This is a genomic window from Micromonospora sp. NPDC051196 (assembly GCF_040682415.1).
Lineage (GTDB): Bacteria > Actinomycetota > Actinomycetes > Mycobacteriales > Micromonosporaceae > Micromonospora.
Genome location: NZ_JBFBAY010000001.1, coordinates 256,896 through 273,357, shown reverse-complemented (window position 1 = coordinate 273,357; position 16,462 = coordinate 256,896). Strand labels below are relative to the sequence as shown.

Annotated in this window: 17 protein-coding genes; 8 read left to right on the top strand and 9 right to left on the bottom strand. The window is 70.2% G+C overall.

Annotated elements, in window-relative coordinates; genetic code table 11:
- Positions 1-23 precede the first annotated feature (23 nt).
- Positions 24-1,874 carry a phosphoenolpyruvate carboxykinase (GTP) gene (locus AB0M35_RS01315; protein ID WP_363740274.1) on the bottom strand — a complete coding sequence of 617 codons (1,851 nt, stop codon included), beginning with the start codon at positions 1,872-1,874 and terminating at the stop codon, positions 24-26.
- A 415-nt stretch (positions 1,875-2,289) separates the two neighbouring features.
- Here AB0M35_RS01315 and AB0M35_RS01310 point away from each other — a divergent pair, with 415 nt between their 5' ends.
- Positions 2,290-2,817: a GtrA family protein gene (locus AB0M35_RS01310; protein ID WP_363741827.1), complete on the top strand. Its 528-nt coding sequence runs from the start codon at positions 2,290-2,292 to the stop codon at positions 2,815-2,817.
- Between the two features lie 63 nt (positions 2,818-2,880).
- Positions 2,881-3,600: a GtrA family protein gene (locus tag AB0M35_RS01305; RefSeq protein WP_363740273.1), complete on the top strand. Its 720-nt coding sequence runs from the start codon at positions 2,881-2,883 to the stop codon at positions 3,598-3,600.
- Positions 3,601-3,714: 114 nt separating this feature from the next.
- On the opposite strand, the gene AB0M35_RS01300 is transcribed toward AB0M35_RS01305, so the two are convergent.
- A complete protein-coding gene (locus AB0M35_RS01300) occupies positions 3,715-4,272 on the bottom strand; it encodes a PH domain-containing protein (RefSeq protein ID WP_363740272.1) in 558 nt (185 codons plus the stop codon).
- A gap of 227 nt (positions 4,273-4,499) precedes the next feature.
- On the bottom strand, positions 4,500-5,384 hold the full coding sequence (locus tag AB0M35_RS01295; protein ID WP_363740271.1) for a biotin--[acetyl-CoA-carboxylase] ligase: 885 nt from the start codon (positions 5,382-5,384) through the stop codon (positions 4,500-4,502).
- A gap of 67 nt (positions 5,385-5,451) precedes the next feature.
- Between AB0M35_RS01295 and AB0M35_RS01290 the strand changes: the two genes are divergently transcribed.
- A complete protein-coding gene (locus tag AB0M35_RS01290) occupies positions 5,452-7,035 on the top strand; it encodes an acyl-CoA carboxylase subunit beta (protein ID WP_363740270.1) in 1,584 nt (527 codons plus the stop codon).
- An 81-nt stretch (positions 7,036-7,116) separates the two neighbouring features.
- Positions 7,117-7,716: a carboxymuconolactone decarboxylase family protein gene (locus tag AB0M35_RS01285; RefSeq protein WP_363740269.1), complete on the top strand. Its 600-nt coding sequence runs from the start codon at positions 7,117-7,119 to the stop codon at positions 7,714-7,716.
- Here the strand turns inward: AB0M35_RS01285 and sigJ are convergent.
- The 4 genes from sigJ to AB0M35_RS01265 all read right to left on the bottom strand — a co-directional run bounded on the left by sigJ (position 7,688) and on the right by AB0M35_RS01265 (position 11,134).
- On the bottom strand, positions 7,688-8,629 hold the full coding sequence (gene sigJ, locus AB0M35_RS01280) for an RNA polymerase sigma factor SigJ (protein WP_363740268.1): 942 nt from the start codon (positions 8,627-8,629) through the stop codon (positions 7,688-7,690). The two genes, AB0M35_RS01285 and sigJ, sit on opposite strands and share 29 nt — an antisense overlap.
- A 307-nt stretch (positions 8,630-8,936) precedes the next feature.
- Entirely contained in the window at positions 8,937-9,806 is an 870-nt protein-coding gene (locus AB0M35_RS01275; RefSeq protein WP_363740267.1) for a hypothetical protein, read from the bottom strand.
- A complete protein-coding gene (locus tag AB0M35_RS01270; protein WP_363740266.1) occupies positions 9,799-10,299 on the bottom strand; it encodes a SigE family RNA polymerase sigma factor in 501 nt (166 codons plus the stop codon). Before AB0M35_RS01270 ends, AB0M35_RS01275 begins: the two co-directional genes overlap by 8 nt.
- Positions 10,300-10,390: 91 nt before the next feature.
- Entirely contained in the window at positions 10,391-11,134 is a 744-nt protein-coding gene (locus AB0M35_RS01265; RefSeq protein ID WP_363740265.1) for a M50 family metallopeptidase, read from the bottom strand.
- 102 nt (positions 11,135-11,236) lie between these two features.
- Between AB0M35_RS01265 and AB0M35_RS01260 the strand changes: the two genes are divergently transcribed.
- Positions 11,237-11,788 carry a Uma2 family endonuclease gene (locus AB0M35_RS01260; protein WP_363740264.1) on the top strand — a complete coding sequence of 184 codons (552 nt, stop codon included), beginning with the start codon at positions 11,237-11,239 and terminating at the stop codon, positions 11,786-11,788.
- A 118-nt stretch (positions 11,789-11,906) separates the two neighbouring features.
- Positions 11,907-12,659 (top strand): GH25 family lysozyme, encoded by a 753-nt coding sequence (locus tag AB0M35_RS01255; RefSeq protein WP_363740263.1) that lies wholly within the window; start codon positions 11,907-11,909, stop codon positions 12,657-12,659.
- A 78-nt stretch (positions 12,660-12,737) separates the two neighbouring features.
- Here the strand turns inward: AB0M35_RS01255 and AB0M35_RS01250 are convergent, their stop codons facing one another.
- Both AB0M35_RS01250 and AB0M35_RS01245 read right to left on the bottom strand, forming a co-directional pair.
- Entirely contained in the window at positions 12,738-12,974 is a 237-nt protein-coding gene (locus AB0M35_RS01250) for a hypothetical protein (RefSeq protein WP_363740262.1), read from the bottom strand.
- 64 nt (positions 12,975-13,038) lie between these two features.
- Positions 13,039-15,357: a protein kinase gene (locus tag AB0M35_RS01245; RefSeq protein ID WP_363740261.1), complete on the bottom strand. Its 2,319-nt coding sequence runs from the start codon at positions 15,355-15,357 to the stop codon at positions 13,039-13,041.
- 92 nt (positions 15,358-15,449) lie between these two features.
- On the opposite strand from AB0M35_RS01245, the gene AB0M35_RS01240 reads away from it, so the two are divergent.
- Together AB0M35_RS01240 and AB0M35_RS01235 are read left to right on the top strand one after the other, a co-directional pair.
- Positions 15,450-15,662 (top strand): acyl-CoA carboxylase subunit epsilon, encoded by a 213-nt coding sequence (locus tag AB0M35_RS01240; protein ID WP_363740260.1) that lies wholly within the window; start codon positions 15,450-15,452, stop codon positions 15,660-15,662.
- A 135-nt stretch (positions 15,663-15,797) separates the two neighbouring features.
- Positions 15,798-16,259: a hypothetical protein gene (locus AB0M35_RS01235; RefSeq protein WP_363740259.1), complete on the top strand. Its 462-nt coding sequence runs from the start codon at positions 15,798-15,800 to the stop codon at positions 16,257-16,259.
- Positions 16,260-16,462: the final 203 nt, after the last annotated feature.

Sequence of the window (16,462 nt, the reverse complement as noted above, 5' to 3'; positions counted from 1 at the left end):
TGATGCCTCGAATCCCGCGTCGATCACACCCCGCGCTGCGGCTGCTCCGCGTCGAGTCGGGCCCGCAGGGCGTCCAGCTCGGCCCAGAGGACACCGGGCAGCTTGTCGCCGAACTTGTCGAACCACTCGGTGACCATCGGCAACTCGTTGCGCCACTCGTCCGGGTCGACCTTGAGCGCGATCCGGACGTCCTCCGGAGTCATGTCCAGGCCGTCGACGTCGAGGGAGTCCAGCGTCGGGACCATGCCGATCGGCGTCTCGACGGCCTCCGCCCGGCCCTCGATCCGCTCGATGATCCACTTGAGTACGCGGGAGTTCTCGCCGAAACCGGGCCACAGGAAGTTGCCGTCCGGGTCCTTGCGGAACCAGTTGACGTAGTAGACCTTGGGCAGCTTCGACTCGTCGCCGTCGGTGCCCTTGCCCATCTCGATCCAGTGCCGGAAGTAGTCGCCGCCGTGGTAGCCGATGAACGGCAGCATCGCCATCGGGTCGCGGCGGACCACACCGACCGCGCCGGAGGCGGCGGCGGTGGTCTCCGAGGAGAGCGTGGCACCCATGTAGACGCCGTGCACCCAGTCCCGGGCCTCGGTCACCAGCGGTACGGTGTCCCGGCGCCGGCCACCGAACAGGATCGCGTCGATCGGCACGCCGTTGGGGTCGTAGTAGTCCTCGGCAAGGATCGGGCACTGGGTGATCGGGGTGCAGAACCGGCTGTTCGCGTGTGAGGAGAGGTTCTCGCTCTCCGGCGTCCAGTCGTTGCCCTTCCAGTCGATCAGGTGCGCCGGCGGCTCACCCATGCCCTCCCACCAGATGTCGCCGTCGTCGGTCAGGGCGACGTTGGTGAAGATGGAGTTGCCTCGGTCCAACGTCCGCATGGCGTTGGCGTTGGTCTTCCAGTCGGTGCCGGGTGCCACGCCGAACAGGCCGTACTCCGGGTTGACGGCGTAGAGGCGGCCGTCCGGGCCGAAGCGCATCCAGGCGATGTCGTCACCGATGGTCTCGACCTTCCAGCCCGGGATGGTCGGTTCCAGCATGGCCAGGTTGGTCTTGCCACAGGCCGACGGGAAGGCACCGGCGATGTGGTAGACCTTGCCCTCCGGCGAGGTGATCTTGAGGATCAGCATGTGCTCGGCGAGCCAGCCCTCGTCGCGGCCCATGACGCTGGCGATCCGCAGCGAGTAGCACTTCTTGCCGAGCAGCGAGTTGCCGCCGTAGCCGGAACCGTACGACCAGATCTCCCGGGTCTCCGGGAAGTGCGAGATGTACTTGGTCTCGTTGCACGGCCAGGCCACGTCCTGCTGGCCGGGAGCCAGCGGAGCGCCGATCGAGTGCAGGGCGTGCACGAAGTCCGCGTCGTCGCCCATCGCCTCCAGGATCTTGGCACCCATCCGGGTCATGATCCGCATGGAGGCGACGACGTACGGGCTGTCGGTGATCTCCACACCGAACATGGGCTTCTCGGCCTCGACCGGACCCATCACGAACGGGATGACGTACATCGTCCGACCGCGCATCGAGCCGCGGTACAGATCCGTCATGACCCGCTTCATCTCGGCGGGCGCCATCCAGTTGTTGGTGGGGCCGGCGTCCGCTTCGTCCACCGAGCAGATGAATGTCCGCTCCTCGACGCGGGCGACGTCCGTCGGGTCGGTCCGCGCGTAGAACGAGTTGGGTTTTTTCTCGGGATTGAGCCGGATAAGGGTGCCGGCCTCGACCAGTTCATCGGTGAGGCGGCGCCATTCCTGATCGGACCCGTCCACCCAGACCACCTGGTCAGGGGTGGTCAGTTCAGCGACCTCACGGACCCAGGCGAGCAGTTTGGGGTGGGACGTCGGGGCCTGATCGATACCCCGAACGGTGGCCGGAGCAACCATGACAAATCTCCTTGTGGTCGACGCTGACCGGTCTATGGAGTGCACGAGTCTCGGCGCGCGATGTGCGTCGCCTTCGTGGAAACCTGGGATTAGGCTCAGCGTAAACCGAGGGACCTCCCCAGTCAGTGGGACTGGTTGTGAAGAACTGCACAAGGCACGGGCACGCTGCCGCTTCACGGCCCTTTACCCGCTTTCACGCGCAGTTTCACGCAAATCTTGCGGCGGACCTCCGTCCACCCCGCTGGCCGGCGCGCTTTGCCACTCGATGAGAGGCAGGGGAAACCAACTCCGGATTGGACATGTCCGGCTACGCTCCGTTCGTGCCTGCCCGCACCGCCGCGCCGGTGGATCCCGGAAGCCGTTGCTCCCCGTCTACGGGGCCGCCAACCGGTACGCTGCCACGGTGGCCGCGACGATGACCGGGGAGCCAGGCTCCCGGCAGCCCCGACCGGGTCTGGTCCACTCCCTGCGCGACCGTTTCGGTCACCTTCTGCGCGAGATGAGCAAGTTCGCGACCGTGGGCGGAGTGGCCTTTCTCATCGACTTCGCCCTGTTCAACTACCTGATCGGCCCCGGCGGGGTGGAACAGATCACGGCGAAGACGATCGCCACGGTGATCGCGGCGACCTTCGCCTTCCTGGGCAACCGGTTCTGGACGTGGCGGCACCGCAAGCGCTCCCATCCGGCGCGCGAGTACGCCCTGTTCTTCTTCTTCAACGCGGTGGGCCTGGGCATCGCGGTGGCCTGCCTGGCCATCAGCCGGTACGGCCTGGGCAGCATCTGGCCGGAGGTCTTCCAGACCCGACTCGCCGACAACATCGCCAGCTTCGTCGTGGGCACCGGCCTCGGGACGCTGTTCCGATTCTGGTCGTACCGGCGGTTCGTCTTCGTAGATGAGGGAACCCCAGTCACTCCGGAAGTGAACCGGGACCGCGCGGCGTGACCTGCCGCCCACCCGTCGGGCCGGAGCCTGCCGGCCCGAGCCCACTGCCCTAAGGTGCTACTTATGCCTCTTGTCCGTCTGCTGCCTGAGCGCTGGCAGAAGTTCATCCATGAGGCGCTCAAATTCGGCCTGGTCGGCGGCATCAACACCGTCATCAATTACGCGGTGTTCAACGCGCTGGCACTCACCGTTTTTGTCGATGGTCAGTTGAAAGCGACGGTGGTCGCCACGGTGGTGGCGACGATCACGTCATATCTGATGAATCGGCACTGGACGTACCGAGATCGTCCGAAATCGGCCATGCAGCGGGAATACGCCCTGTTCTTCCTGTTCAACGGAGTGGGCCTGCTGATCGAACTCGGTGTTCTCGCCGCCGCCAAGTACGGGCTGGGCATGACGAGCCTGCTGGCGCTGAACGTCGCCAAGACCGGTGGTGTGGTGTTGGCGACCCTGTTCCGCTTCTGGTCGTACCGCACCTTCGTTTTCCAGCCCGCCGCGCCGGCCGAGACCAAGCAGACCTGGCAGGGCCTGCCACGCGACGAGTGGGACACGATGGCCGGGATGGATCCGGTAGCCGAACTCGCCGAGTCCGTCACCGAGCTGGAGGAGGAGCAACCGTCGGCCACCCGGCCAACGGGCCTGACTCCCCGGCCGCTCCAGCCCCGCGCCGCCGCCCTGAGCAAGGAGGCCGAACTCACCGCGGCGTTGGACAAGGAGCTGGAGGCCGAACTGGCGGCCGAGCTGCAGCCCGCCCCGGCGCACCGCCGCTTCCGGCGCCGCTGACCCTCCCGACACCCGAAACGCCCGCCAGCGCAGCGCTGGCGGGCGTTTTCGCCGACATATCGGTTCCCGTGCACCAGCCGAGGCGGGCGGACGTTCTCCTGCACCAGCGAGAGTTCAGAGGCCGGACTTGTTGTCGCGTTCGGCGAGGATCTCGCGCATCTCGCCGTCGCCCAACGAGTGCTTGTCGTGGAACGCCTCGACCAGCTCGTAGAGCTTGGTCTGGACCCGGTCGACCTTCGGCACGTCGGGCAGCACCGACTGGCCCCGCTCACCGGCCGACTCGATGGTGAGCGTGCCGTAGCCCAGCACACGCCCGACGAACTGCTGGTTCATCGAGTGGTCGTTGACCCGGCTGAGCGGGATGTCCCGCCGCTCGCGGGAGAACACCCCGTGCTGGAGCACCACCCGCTCGTTGGTGAACAGGTAGTGCGTGGTGCGCCAGACGATGTACGGCCACACCCCCAGCACGATGACGGCCAGCACCGCCAGCCCGCCGATCACGGCAAGGGTGATGGAGCCGCCTCCACCGGAGGGTAGGAACACCAGACCGACCACCACCGCGGCGATGGCGAGCACCAGCACCGCCACCGGCCGGATCAGGGCCTTCCAGTGCGGACGCAGGTGCAACACGACGTGCTCGTCCTCGGTGAGCACGTCTTCGGGGAACGCCACGGATACCTCCTCGCAGAACCGGACGCGCAGACGTTAACCCCCCACCCCCTCCTCGCCACATCCACCACGCGGCCACCCTCCTCACCCGTCCACCCATACCTTCACCCCACCCTTTGCGCGATCTTGCACTTACCGTCCCCGTTATGCCCGATACACGCCATTCATCCCGACCGAAACTGCAAGATCGGCGCGATGTGGGGTGGGGTGGGGTGGGGGTGGGGGTGGGGTTAGCGGAGGTGGAGGAGGTCGGCGGCGGGGAGGGAGTGGGTGGTGGGGGTGGGGTGGGGGGTGGTCAGGGCCAGGTGGCCCTCGGGGGTGATGGTGGTGGCGGTGCCGGTCAGTTCGGTGCCGTCCGGGAGCAGGGCGCGGACCTCGCGGCCGACGGTGGCGCAGACCTTCAGGTACGCCTCGTGCAGGCCGCTGGCACTCGCATCGCCGCCGACGGCTCGCCAGCGGGCGTACCAGTCGGCGAGCGAGCGCAGCAGGGCGCGCAACAGCGGATCCCGGTCGGTGGCCGTCGCACCGGCCAGTTGCAGCGAGGTGGCCGGCAGGCCGGTCGGATTCTCCGGCAACTCGTCGGCGCGCAGCGTGACGTTCAGCCCGATGCCGAGCACGACGGCGGGCGGGTCACCGGGGGTGGGACCGGGCACCGCCTCGGCGAGGATGCCGGCGCACTTGGCCCCGTCGACCAGCAGATCGTTCGGCCACTTCAGGCTGGCGTCCAACTCGGCCAGCCGGCCGACCGCCTCCACCAACGCCACACCGGCCAGCAACGGCAGCCAGCCGTACCCCGCCGGTGGTGCGGCCAGCCAGCCACGGTCCGGCACCGCCTCCCCGGGCCGCAACAGCACGCTGGTCGCGATGCCGGCGCGCGGCGGCGACTGCCAGAGCCGGCCGCGCCGCCCTCGGCCGGCGGTCTGCCGCTCGGCCACCACGACCAGGCCCTCCGGCTCGCCGTTGCGGGCCGCCTCGGCGACGTCGGCGTTGGTCGAGCCGGTCTCGGCGCGCAACTCCAGGCGCGTCCACGGACCGTAGGGCGCGACCAGCGCCCGACGCAGCCGCGCCGCCGACAGCGGCGGACGGTCCAGATCGGTGTACGGCGAACCCGGCATCCCGCCAGCCTACGGTTTCCCCCTACTGCCGAGCGCCGGCGACCTGAACCATCGTTATATTCCGTGGGTGACTACCGAGACCGGGAGCAATCTGCACAGCACCGCCGGCAAGCTGGCGGACCTGGCGCGACGGGTCGACGAGGCGGTGCACGCCGGATCCGCCCGAGCCGTGGAGAAGCAGCACGCCAGGGGCAAGAAGACCGCCCGTGAGCGGATCGAACTGCTGCTCGACGAGGGCTCCTTCGTCGAGTTGGACGAATTCGCCCGGCACCGGTCCACCAACTTCGGGCTGGATCGCACCCGCCCGTACGGCGACGGGGTGATCACCGGCTACGGCACCATCGACGGCCGGCAGGTCTGCGTGTTCGCCCAGGACTTCACCGTCTTCGGCGGCTCCCTCGGCGAGGTTTTCGGCGAGAAGATCGTCAAGGTGATGGACCTCGCCATGAAGATCGGCTGCCCGGTCATCGGCATCAACGACTCCGGCGGCGCCCGCATCCAGGAGGGTGTGGTGTCGCTCGGGCTCTACGGCGAAATCTTCTTCCGCAACGTACGGGCCAGCGGCGTCATCCCGCAGATCTCGCTCATCATGGGGCCGTGTGCGGGCGGCGCGGTCTACTCCCCCGCGGTCACCGACTTCACCGTGATGGTCGACCAGACCTCGCACATGTTCATCACCGGCCCCGACGTCATCAAGACGGTCACCGGCGAGGACGTGGGCATGGAGGAGTTGGGCGGGGCCCGCACCCACAACACCCGTAGCGGCAACGCGCACTACCTCGCCACCGACGAGGCCGACGCGGTCGACTACGTCAAGGCGCTGCTGTCCCACCTGCCGTCGAACAACCTGGACGAGCCGCCGGTCTTCCCCGTCGACGCGGACCTGGCCGTCACCGACGCGGACCGGGAACTGGACACGCTGATCCCCGACTCGGCCAACCAGCCGTACGACATTCACCGGGTGATCGAGCACGTGCTCGACGACGGGGAGTTCCTGGAGGTCCAGCCGCTCTACGCGCAGAACATCGTGGTCGGCTTCGGCCGGGTCGAGGGGCGGCCGGTCGGTGTGGTGGCCAACCAGCCGATGCACTTCGCCGGCACGCTGGACATCGCCGCCAGCGAGAAGGCGGCCCGGTTCGTGCGGACCTGCGACGCATTCAACATCCCGGTACTGACCTTTGTGGACGTGCCCGGGTTCCTGCCCGGCACCGGCCAGGAGTGGGACGGCATCATCCGCCGGGGCGCCAAGCTCATCTACGCGTACGCCGAGGCCACCGTGCCGAAGGTCACCGTGATCACCCGCAAGGCGTACGGCGGGGCGTACGACGTGATGGGCTCCAAGCACCTCGGGGCGGACCTGAACTTCGCCTGGCCGACCGCACAGATCGCGGTGATGGGCGCGCAGGGCGCGGTGAACATCCTCTACCGGCAGGAGTTGGCCGCCGCCGAGGACCCGGCCGCCGTCCGCGCCGAAAAGATCGCCGAGTACGAGGACACCCTGGCCAACCCGTACATCGCCGCCGAACGCGGGTACGTCGACGCGGTGATCGCGCCGCACGAGACGCGTACCCAGATCGTCCGGGCGCTGCGGGTGCTGCGTACCAAGCGGGAAACCCTGCCGCCGAAGAAGCACGGCAACATCCCGCTGTGACCGTGGCGCGGCGGCCGGTCACCGAGGCGTGTCCTGGCTCACCTCGCGTCACATTCTCGGGCCCTGCCTCGTCCCGCCTGCATGACACGAATTCCTCTGCTCAGTGACAGTCAGGTCGGTTGGTTGACCCGGCTCGGGTTCCGGTTCGCCCGTCGCCGCTTCGGCCAGGTGCCGGAACCGTTCCGGGCCACCGCACGCCACCCCGGGATCATGTGGACGAGCGCGATCCACGAGCTGGCGTACGAACGCGCCGCGAGCCGGCTCAGCACGGAACTGCGCGACCTGGTGGTCCACCGGGTGGCCACCCGGGTCGGCTGCTCGTGGTGCGTCGACTTCGGCACGATGCTGACGCTGAAGGCCGGCTTGTCCGTGGCGCGGCATCGGGAGCTGCCCCGGTACCCGGATTCGGCGGCGTTCACCGAGGTGGAGCGGCTCGCGCTGCGGTACGCCGACGCGATGACCGATCTGCCGATGACGGTCACCGACGAGATGGTCGAGGAGTTGCGTCGACACCTCGATGACGCGCAACTGGTGGAGCTGACCTACGCGATCGCGTTGGAGAACATGCGGGCCCGCACCAACCATGCGCTCGGGCTGACCGCCCAGGGTTACACCAGCGGTGACGCCTGCCCGGTGCCGTGGGACGTACAGATCACCGAGGCAGCGCGCGCTGATCGGTGAGGGCCGGTACCCCGGCGAGCTTGGCCGGGTTCAACTGGTCGAAGATGCCGGTGATCCGACCATCGGCGACGGCGAAGGCCATCGTCAGCCGGAGACTCGCCACCTCGCGAGACCTCATCTCGACGAGCAGGCCCAGGTCCCCGTTGACCAGCACCGGCTCGACCAGCACGGTGGCGGCCTGCGCCGCTGCCCGGCGGAGCAGGCCGATGAAGAACCGGGCGACGGGAAGCGCGCCGACGATCGGCCGGCGGCCGGCGGGGACGACCCCGCCGCCGTCGCCGATCGCCACCGCACCGGGTGCCAGCACGGCGAGCAGCCCGTCCAGGTCGCCGGCCCGCGCTGCGGCGACGAACGCGGCGACCACCCGGCGCTGCTCGGCACGGTCGGCCGGACGGTGTGACAGGTCGTGAGCGGCCAACGCGCGGCGGGCCCGCGAGGCGAGTTGTCGGGCCGCCGCGTGCGTGGTGTCGAGCGCCACGGCAATCTCGTCGAAGGGGACCGCGAAGACGTCATGCAGGACGAAGGCCACCCGCTGCTCCGGAGTCAGCCGCTCCATCACCACCAGCAGGGCGTAGCTGATCTCGTCGGCGCGGGTGACGGCATCGGCCGGATCAGGCGCGAATCCCGCCGGACCGCCCGGCCCGGGCAGCCGCGAAACCACCGGCTCCGGCAGCCATGGCCCGACGTACGCCTCCCGGCGTACCCGGGCGGAGCGCAGCAGGTCGAGGCAGATCCGGGCGGTCACGGTGGTGAGCCAGGCGCGGGTGTCGTCGATCCCCTCGGGGCCGGCGGCGCAGTAGCGCAGCCACGCCTCCTGCACCGCGTCCTCCGCGTCGGCCCGGCTGCCGAGCATCCGGTACGCCACGCCGTCCAGGTGAGACCGATGCACCTCGAAGCCACTCACCGAGTCCATCCACCACCTCCCACCATCCCCCACCCTCATCATCCACCCACCCCTGCCGCCCTCGCCCCCGCAGCCGCCCCCGCCCGCCCCCGCCCGCCCCCGCCCGCGCCCCGCCCCGCCCGCGCGGCCGTCCCCGCCCCGCCCTCGCGGCCGCGATCTTGCACTTTGCGTCGCCCCTATGCGGCTTTTACCCCTTAAGCACCGACCGAAAGTGCAAGATCGCGGCCGCGAGGGGTGGGGTGAGGGCGGGGGCGGGGTGGGGGCGGGGTGAGGGTGGGGGTGGGGTGGGGGTGGGCAGGGTGGGGGTGGGGTGGGGTTAGCAGGGGGGGTTGGCGGCTGTGCAGAGGCGGGCGGCGGCGATGGTGGCGACCCGGCGCAACTCCGACTCGGTGCCGTCGCGGCCGAGCGCCAGCACCGTGACCAGGTCGCCGACCCGTAGCACGGCGGTCGTCACAGGGCGTGCCGGCCCCCGGCTCTCACCGGTGTCCAGGTTGCGGGTCGCCATCACGGTGTGCCGGATAAGCATCGCCTCGTCGCCGGCGAAGTCGCGGTCGATCACCTCCCAGCGGTGGTCCGCCTCGGCCCGCGCGATCCGATCCCCCCACTCGGACTCGCCCTTCGATCGCCAGTTCGTGCAGGGTGCGAGCAGCGCGTCGAGCCGCACGAAGAAGCCGGCAACGGCCTCCGGTGCGAGCCGGTAGACGTTCTGGCCGAAAACCACGTCGGCCGGTCGACGGGTGCCATCCGCGGTCGGCCGCATCAGGGTCTGCGAACGCGAGTACCGAGACAGCTCCCAGTACGCCGTCCGGTCCTGCTCCTCGAGGCAGACCAGCAGCATGTGGTCGATCCTGACCGGTTCACCGAGGCCCGCCTGGCCCAGCGGCGGATCGGTCTTGGTGCTGAGATCCTCCGGCTGCACCAGCGCCTCGTGTGGAATCTCCGCGTACGCCGTTGGCGACGTCTGCGGCTGTGACGCGGTGGTCGGTGGCGCTGAGGCCCGCGGCGCCACGAGTCCCGTCAGCGCGATCGTCGGCCCACCGGCCAGCACCAGCACCGCAGTCGCCGCACCCACCATGGCCCGGCGCCGTCGGCGGCGGGCCCGTTCCCGCAGCACCTCCGGCTCCGGCCAGCGGACGTCCCGCAGGTCGTTGTGGAGCCGCTCGACGAACGTCATCTCGTCACGCACCGGGGGCCTCCTCCAGGTCAGAGACGGCGAGCAGCCCGGCGAGTGCGGTGCGCCCCCGGGACAGGCGGGCCTTGACCGTGCCGACGGGAGCTGAGGTCTGCCGTGCCACCTCGGCGACCGGCAGGCCGACCAGGTAGTAGAGCGCGATCGCGACCCGCTGTTCCTCGGGCAGGCGACGCAGGGCGGCGACCACCTCGACGGTTTCCGTGCCCGGTGGGGGGACGCTCTCCACCGCGCCGTGCCGCAGGTAGGCCCGAGCCCGACTGCGCAGACTGCGCCAGCGGCTCACCGCGAGCCGGCTGGCCACCACGCGTACCCACGCCTCGGGGTCGTCGTAGCCACCTACCGTGGACCAACGCTGCCACGCCCGGACGTACGCCTCCTGAACGGCGTCCTGGGCTTCGCCCAGATCACCGGTGAGCACGTAGACGAAGCCGAGCAACCGATGTCGGCTGCCCCGGTAGAACTCGTCGAACCCGTCGACGTCCGGCACCTGCCACCTCCCTGCGGGTCGTAGAGGACACGCACCAGGGGGTGGGCGCGGTTGCCACGGCGTGCGAACGGGTCGGCGCCGGGCGCTCGGGTCACCAGGTGATGCCGGCCTCCGTGAGCAGCGGGCCGGCCAGCATCAGACCGCCGACGACCAGCACGGCCAGGTTGACCAGACCGAAGAGGACGACCCAGAAGAACGCCGGAAACCCGGTTATGCCGGCCAGTTGGTCGGCGTCGGAGGCGGGCATCCCGCGCTGGGTACGCAGCCGTTGCAGCTCGATCACCGGCCGTACGCCACCGAGCAGCAGGAACCACACGCTGGTCCAGGCGAAGGCGGCTTGCACCTGCGGGCTGGCGTACCACGAGACGGCGAGCACCACTCCGCCGGTGACCAGCAGCGACAGCACCCCGAACAGGTTGCGGATCATGACCAGCATGGCCAGCAAGAGGATCACCGCGAGCCAGAGCAGCAGCGTGATCCGGTTACCGGCCAGCAGCCACGCCCCGCCCAGGCCGACCAGCGGCGGCGCGAGGTAGCCGGCGAGCAGGGTGAGCACCATGCCAGGGCCGGTGGGGCGGCCCGCGGAGAGGGTCAGTCCCGAGGTGTCCGAGTGCAGTCGGATGCCGCGCAGTTTGCGTCCGGTGAGCAGCGCGGCCAGGGCATGGCCGCCCTCGTGCGCGATGGTGATCGCGTTGCGGGCGATCCGCCACGGCAGCCGGGTGCTGACCACCAGCAGCGCGGCCACGCCGGTGAGCAGCACCAGCAGCGGGGGCGGGTCGGGCTGCGCGCCGACCAGGCGGTCCCAGAACTCCGTCATGCCCTCGATCGACACCATGGGGCGCGAGCCTACCGGCCGCGTTCCGGTGTCATTGCCGGGCCAACCGCCCGTATCGTGTGAGACTGACCGGGTGGCGATCGGATCGGGAGGTGTACGCCGGTGAGCGCAGCCCCTCTGGAACCCCACGTCGGCCTCTGGACGGAGGACGACTACTTCGCCATGGGCGAGACCCATGACCGGATCGAGTTGCTCGACGGGAGCCTGATCGTGAGCCCTGCTCCGAGCCGACGGCATCAGCGAGTCGCCAGGCGACTGGCGAACAGCATCGAGGCTGCGGCGGAGGTCAACGACCTCTCGGTCTACGACGCGATCAACGTCCGGCTCGGCGTCGATCGCGTCGTGATCCCGGATCTCGTGGTCACCGACGCCGATGACGAGGGAACGGTGCTGGACGCGGCCGAGGTAGTGCTCGTGGGTGAGATCGTCTCGCCGGGCAACGCGGCCGCCGACCGGGTGCTCAAGATGCAGCTCTACGCGATCGCCCGGATTCCCTGGTATCTGCTGGTCGAGCAGGACGGTGACACCCACTCGCTGCGGCTGTACCGGCTCGACGGCGGGCACTACGTCGAGGACCGGGTGGCCAAGGCCGGGGAGACGCTGACTCTCGCCGAGCCGTTCCGTTGGCAGATCGATCCGGCCACCTTGCGCTGATAACCAGGTGTGCTCGCACCACAAGCCGGACATCGAAAATTATATTTTCCTCTATTGCCCAGCCGAGCGACCCCACCCAAAGATGACTGTCTATTGATCGTCGTCTCAGGAGGACGCCATGGGTCAGGCCAGATCTTCGCTGCGTCGGCTGACCGCCGCCGCACTCACCGTGCTCGCCACCGTCGCCGCCGGGCTCGTCGCCACCGCGACCCCCGCCGCGGCGGCCACCGTGCCCGGCATCGACGTCTCGCGCTACCAGGGCACCATCAACTGGACGAGCGTCCGCAACGCCGGCATCCAGTTCGCCTTCATCAAGGCCACCGAGGGTACGAGCTACAAGAACCCGAACTTCAACACCAATTACGTCAACGCGTACCACGCCGGGGTGATCCGCGGGGCGTACCACTTCGCCCGGCCCAACATCTCCTCCGGCGCGGTCCAGGCCAACTATCTGGCCTCCAACGGTGGCGCCTGGTCGGCCGACAGCCGTACCCTGCCTGCCGCGCTGGACCTGGAGGCGAACCCGTACAGCGGCGGTTACTGCTACGGCCTGAGCACCACCGCGATGCGCAACTGGGTGCAGGACTTCCTGAACACTTACCGCTCACGCACCGGCCGCTACGCGGTCATCTACACCACCACCAGCTTCTGGAACCAGTGCACCGGCAGTTGGAGCGGCCCGTGGAACAATCACCCGCTCTGGATCGCCCGTTGGTCGTCCTCGGTGGGCGCCCTGCCGGCCGGCGCTCCGTTCTGGAGCTTCTGGCAGTACACCGACTCCGGCCGCGTCGCCGGCATCAGCGGGGCCGTTGACCGCAACTACTGGAACGGCGACCGCAGCCGCCTGATCGCCCTGGCCAACAACACCTGACGTACGCCCGCGAGCGGGCCGGCGTCCCATCTCGTCACGGACGCCGGTCCGCGTTCGTTGTCTTCCTCGTCGCGCTGCTCAGGCCCGGCGTCGGGAGGCCAGCGCGACCGGCACGGTCATGCCACCACGGCGGGTGACGCTACCTCGGCGGGTGAGGTGCCAGCCGGCGAGCGCGGCCCCGGCCAGCGTCATCAGGCTCACCAGGGTCGCCAGCACCGCGACTCCGGCAGCGGCGACCAGCAGTACGACGTTGCCGAGCACCACGAGCGTCCACAGTGCCAGCTTGGGTCGGGCGTCCCTTCCTCGGTAACCCATTTCGGGCCTCCCTTCCGTCGTCGGAGATCAGATACCCCGAACGGCGAAAGGTCATGCCTGTCGGTCAGTCCTGACGGTCGGGCACGAACTCCCGGAAGGCCGTCTCGAAGTTCGGCAACTGCGCTTCCCACTCGCTGGTAGGCACTTCCCAGCGCAGGGCGAAACCCCGGTTGCTGGCGGTGACGAAGCCTCGGTTGCGGACCCGGATCTCGACCCCGTTGCGGGTCTGGTACCAGTCCCAGTCGGCGCAGGTCCGCCACTTGCAGTCCAGCGGCGAGATGTCGATCAGCCGGTACCCCTGCACGCCACGGACGTTCTTGCGGGCCGGTTCGATCGCCCGCCACGCGGCCGCCGCATCCCGCTGCGGGCTGTCCGTCCGGTCGACGGTCAACTCGCTGACGCCGTTCGGGTCCCGGTACTTCACCCAGGTGCCGCCGGAACTGCGCCGCCAGCCGTCCGGCACCGCCACCTTGAAGCCGACCGGATCGGTACGCATCGTCCAGCCGGCCGGCAGGTCGCTGCTCGGCGGGGACGTGCTGGGCGAGACCGACGGACTCGGCGGTGCGGCGCTGGTGGGCGGGGCGGCAGTGGTGGGCGGCGGGGCAGCCGGTTCGCTGCTCGCCGTCACCGCGTCGGAGGTGCCGGCCGTGTCCTGCGGTGTGCCGCCGTTACCACCGTCATCGCTGTTCAGCAGCGGCACCGCCACCGCCAGACCAACCAGCAGCAGCGCGACCAGGGCGCCGACGATCAGCCCTCGCCGGTTCCGCTCCGAGCGCAGGAAGCCCGAGATGAATACGGAGCCGCCGGCCGGCGCCGGGCTCCCCGGATCCGCCGGCAGCAGCGAGGTCCGCTGCGGTACGACCCGGGTGTCGTCCCCGGCCGATACGGGATCCACCCGGCGGGTTGGTTCGGTGTCCGAACTGGCTGCCGGCTCACCGGAGGCCGCCGCGCGGTCGACGCTGGACGTCGGCCGGTCGGCCTTCGCCGTCGGCTCGGCGTTCGCGCCACCGGCATCCGCGAACGCCGTGCCCGACCGGTCCGTCTCCCCCGTTTCGGCGTCGGCGTCGGGGCCGGACTCCGAGCCGGATGCCACCCCGGCACCCACAACGTCCCCGGAGTTCGCGGTCCCCGAACCCGTCGGGTCGCCGGCCCGGGCCGCGCCGGCATCGTTGTTCGTACCGGTACCTGCCGAGGTCGGTTCGCGCCCATCCAGCTGCGCGCTGCTGTCCGCGCCCGACGGGACCAGGGCGGTGGGCGCGGCGTCCGAGCTGGCCGGCTGCGTCACGTCGGCACCCGCGTCCACCCTGTTCGGGGCGGCGTCGGGGGGTGCGACCTTCGCAGTCGGCGCGGCGTCCGTGCTGCTCGACGCGGCGGCGCCAGTGGCGGCGAGCGGGCCGGAGACCGGCGGCGTACGCGGGGCGGGTGGGCTGACCGGCGCGGACGGGGTGGGCGGTCGTTCCCCGGACGGACGCGGCGCCGGCACCAGCGGCGGGCGCGGCTCACGCGGACCGTTCGGCCCCGGCCGGCGTACGCCGTCGAGCAGTGAGATGCTTCGGGCCCGCCGGCCGCTGGCCTTGCGGAGCATGCGCTCGGCGGACTCGGCGGTGATGCGTTCCTGCGGGTCCTTGCGGAGCAACCCGTTGAGCACCGACTTGAGCGGGCCGGCGTTACGCGGCGGCGGCACCGGCTCGGTGGCCAGCGCGGCCAGGGTGGCGATCGCCGACGGCCGGGCGAACGGCGACTTGCCCTCCACGGCGGCGTAGAGCGTGGCGCCCAGCGACCACAGGTCGGCCTCCGGCCCGGCGGTGCCGTCGCGGGCCCGTTCCGGCGCGATGTACGCCGGTGACCCGAGCACCATGCCGGTACGGGTGACGTTCGGGTCGCCCGGAATGGTGGCCAGCCCGAAGTCGGTCAACACCACCCGGCCATCGGTGCCGAGCAGGACGTTGCCGGGCTTGACGTCACGGTGCATGATGCCCGCTTTGTGCGCGGCCTTCAGAGCGTTCAACACGCCGAGCCCGATCTCCACCGCCTGGGCCGACGACACCGGCCCGTCCTCAGCGAGCGTGTCCTGCAACGAACGCGACGCTACATACTCCATGACGATCCACGGGTCACCGTCGGTGCGGAGCACGTCGAAGATGCGTACCACGTTGACGTTGTTGAGCCGGGCGATGGCCCGCGCCTCGCGCAGCGAGCGTTCCCGCATCTCGCGGCGCTCGTCGTTGGTCAGACCCGGCGGCGGTACGAGTTCCTTGATCGCGACATCGCGGTGCAGCACCTCGTCGCGCGCCTTCCACACCCGACCCATGCCACCCTGACCGAGCGGCGAGAGAAGCCGGTACCGGTCGGCGACGAGTTGGGAGGAGGAAGCGTCTGACATCGCAGAGACGGTACCCGGCAGCGCTGACACCTACACCGTCGGCACGCCATTGTGCGACCAAGGTCAAGCCGCCGACGCGTACGCTAAGTGGCATGTGTGGGGAAGAGCCGCTGTTGCGGATCGTGCGCGGCGTGCCGACCGCCGAGGAACTGGCCGCGTTGGTGGGCGCGATCGTCGCCCGCCCCCGGCCCGCTGCCGAACCCACCCCGGCACCGGCGTCCAGCTGGGCGCGCAGCGGTCGACCGAGAAGCACCGGGCACCTGCCCGGTCCCGGTGCCTGGCGCGCGTCAGGTCTGCCCCACTGACGCTGCGGCGTCCCGACCGGCTGGGATCCCCGGCGCTCGGTCGGATGTCCGGCGCCGGCTACGGGGCTGCCGGGGACGGCATGCACCCACTAATCTCACTCTGGGGAACCGGGCGGTAACGGTTGGGAGGGGCCGATGATCCCTGAAGAGGACCGACCAGCGTCCTGGTTGGGCAGTTACCGCAACATCGAGGCGGACATCCGCCAGATGCGGGAATTCGCCGACCGGCTACGCGCCGAGGTGGAGAGCAACTACACCCCGCATCTGCGGTACATCGCCAGCGACATGCTCACCCAGGTGTCCAATCCCGCCGACGCGTTCATCGAGTTGGTGCAGTTCATGCGCGCCCACTGGGAGACCCAGCAGGCCACCGCCAACGCCGTCTGGGGCGTCGGCCACACCACCGGCCATCTTGCGGAAGCCGCCCATCAGGTGGCGCTGCGTTACGGCGACGCCGACGCCTTCTCCGCCGCCCGGGTCGCCGACATCCGGCACGCCCTCGCCCGGCCCGGCACGGCCATCACCCCACCCGTGCCCTCCACGTCGTTCGCCGACCCCACCGGCCCCGACCAGCCGGGACCGGTGGTACTGCCGTGAGAGATGTGGGCGTCGGCCGCAGTGGCGGCCTCACCGACTGGTACCTGATGAACGTCGCCGACATGTGGGCCTGCGTGCAGGATCATCAGACCGAACAGCACTGGCGGCACGTTGCCGGCTGGCGCAAGGTCTGCGACCTGGCCGGCCAGCACCTCACCCGGCTCAAGGCATACCGCGACGGCCTGGCCCGAGCCTGGCCGCCG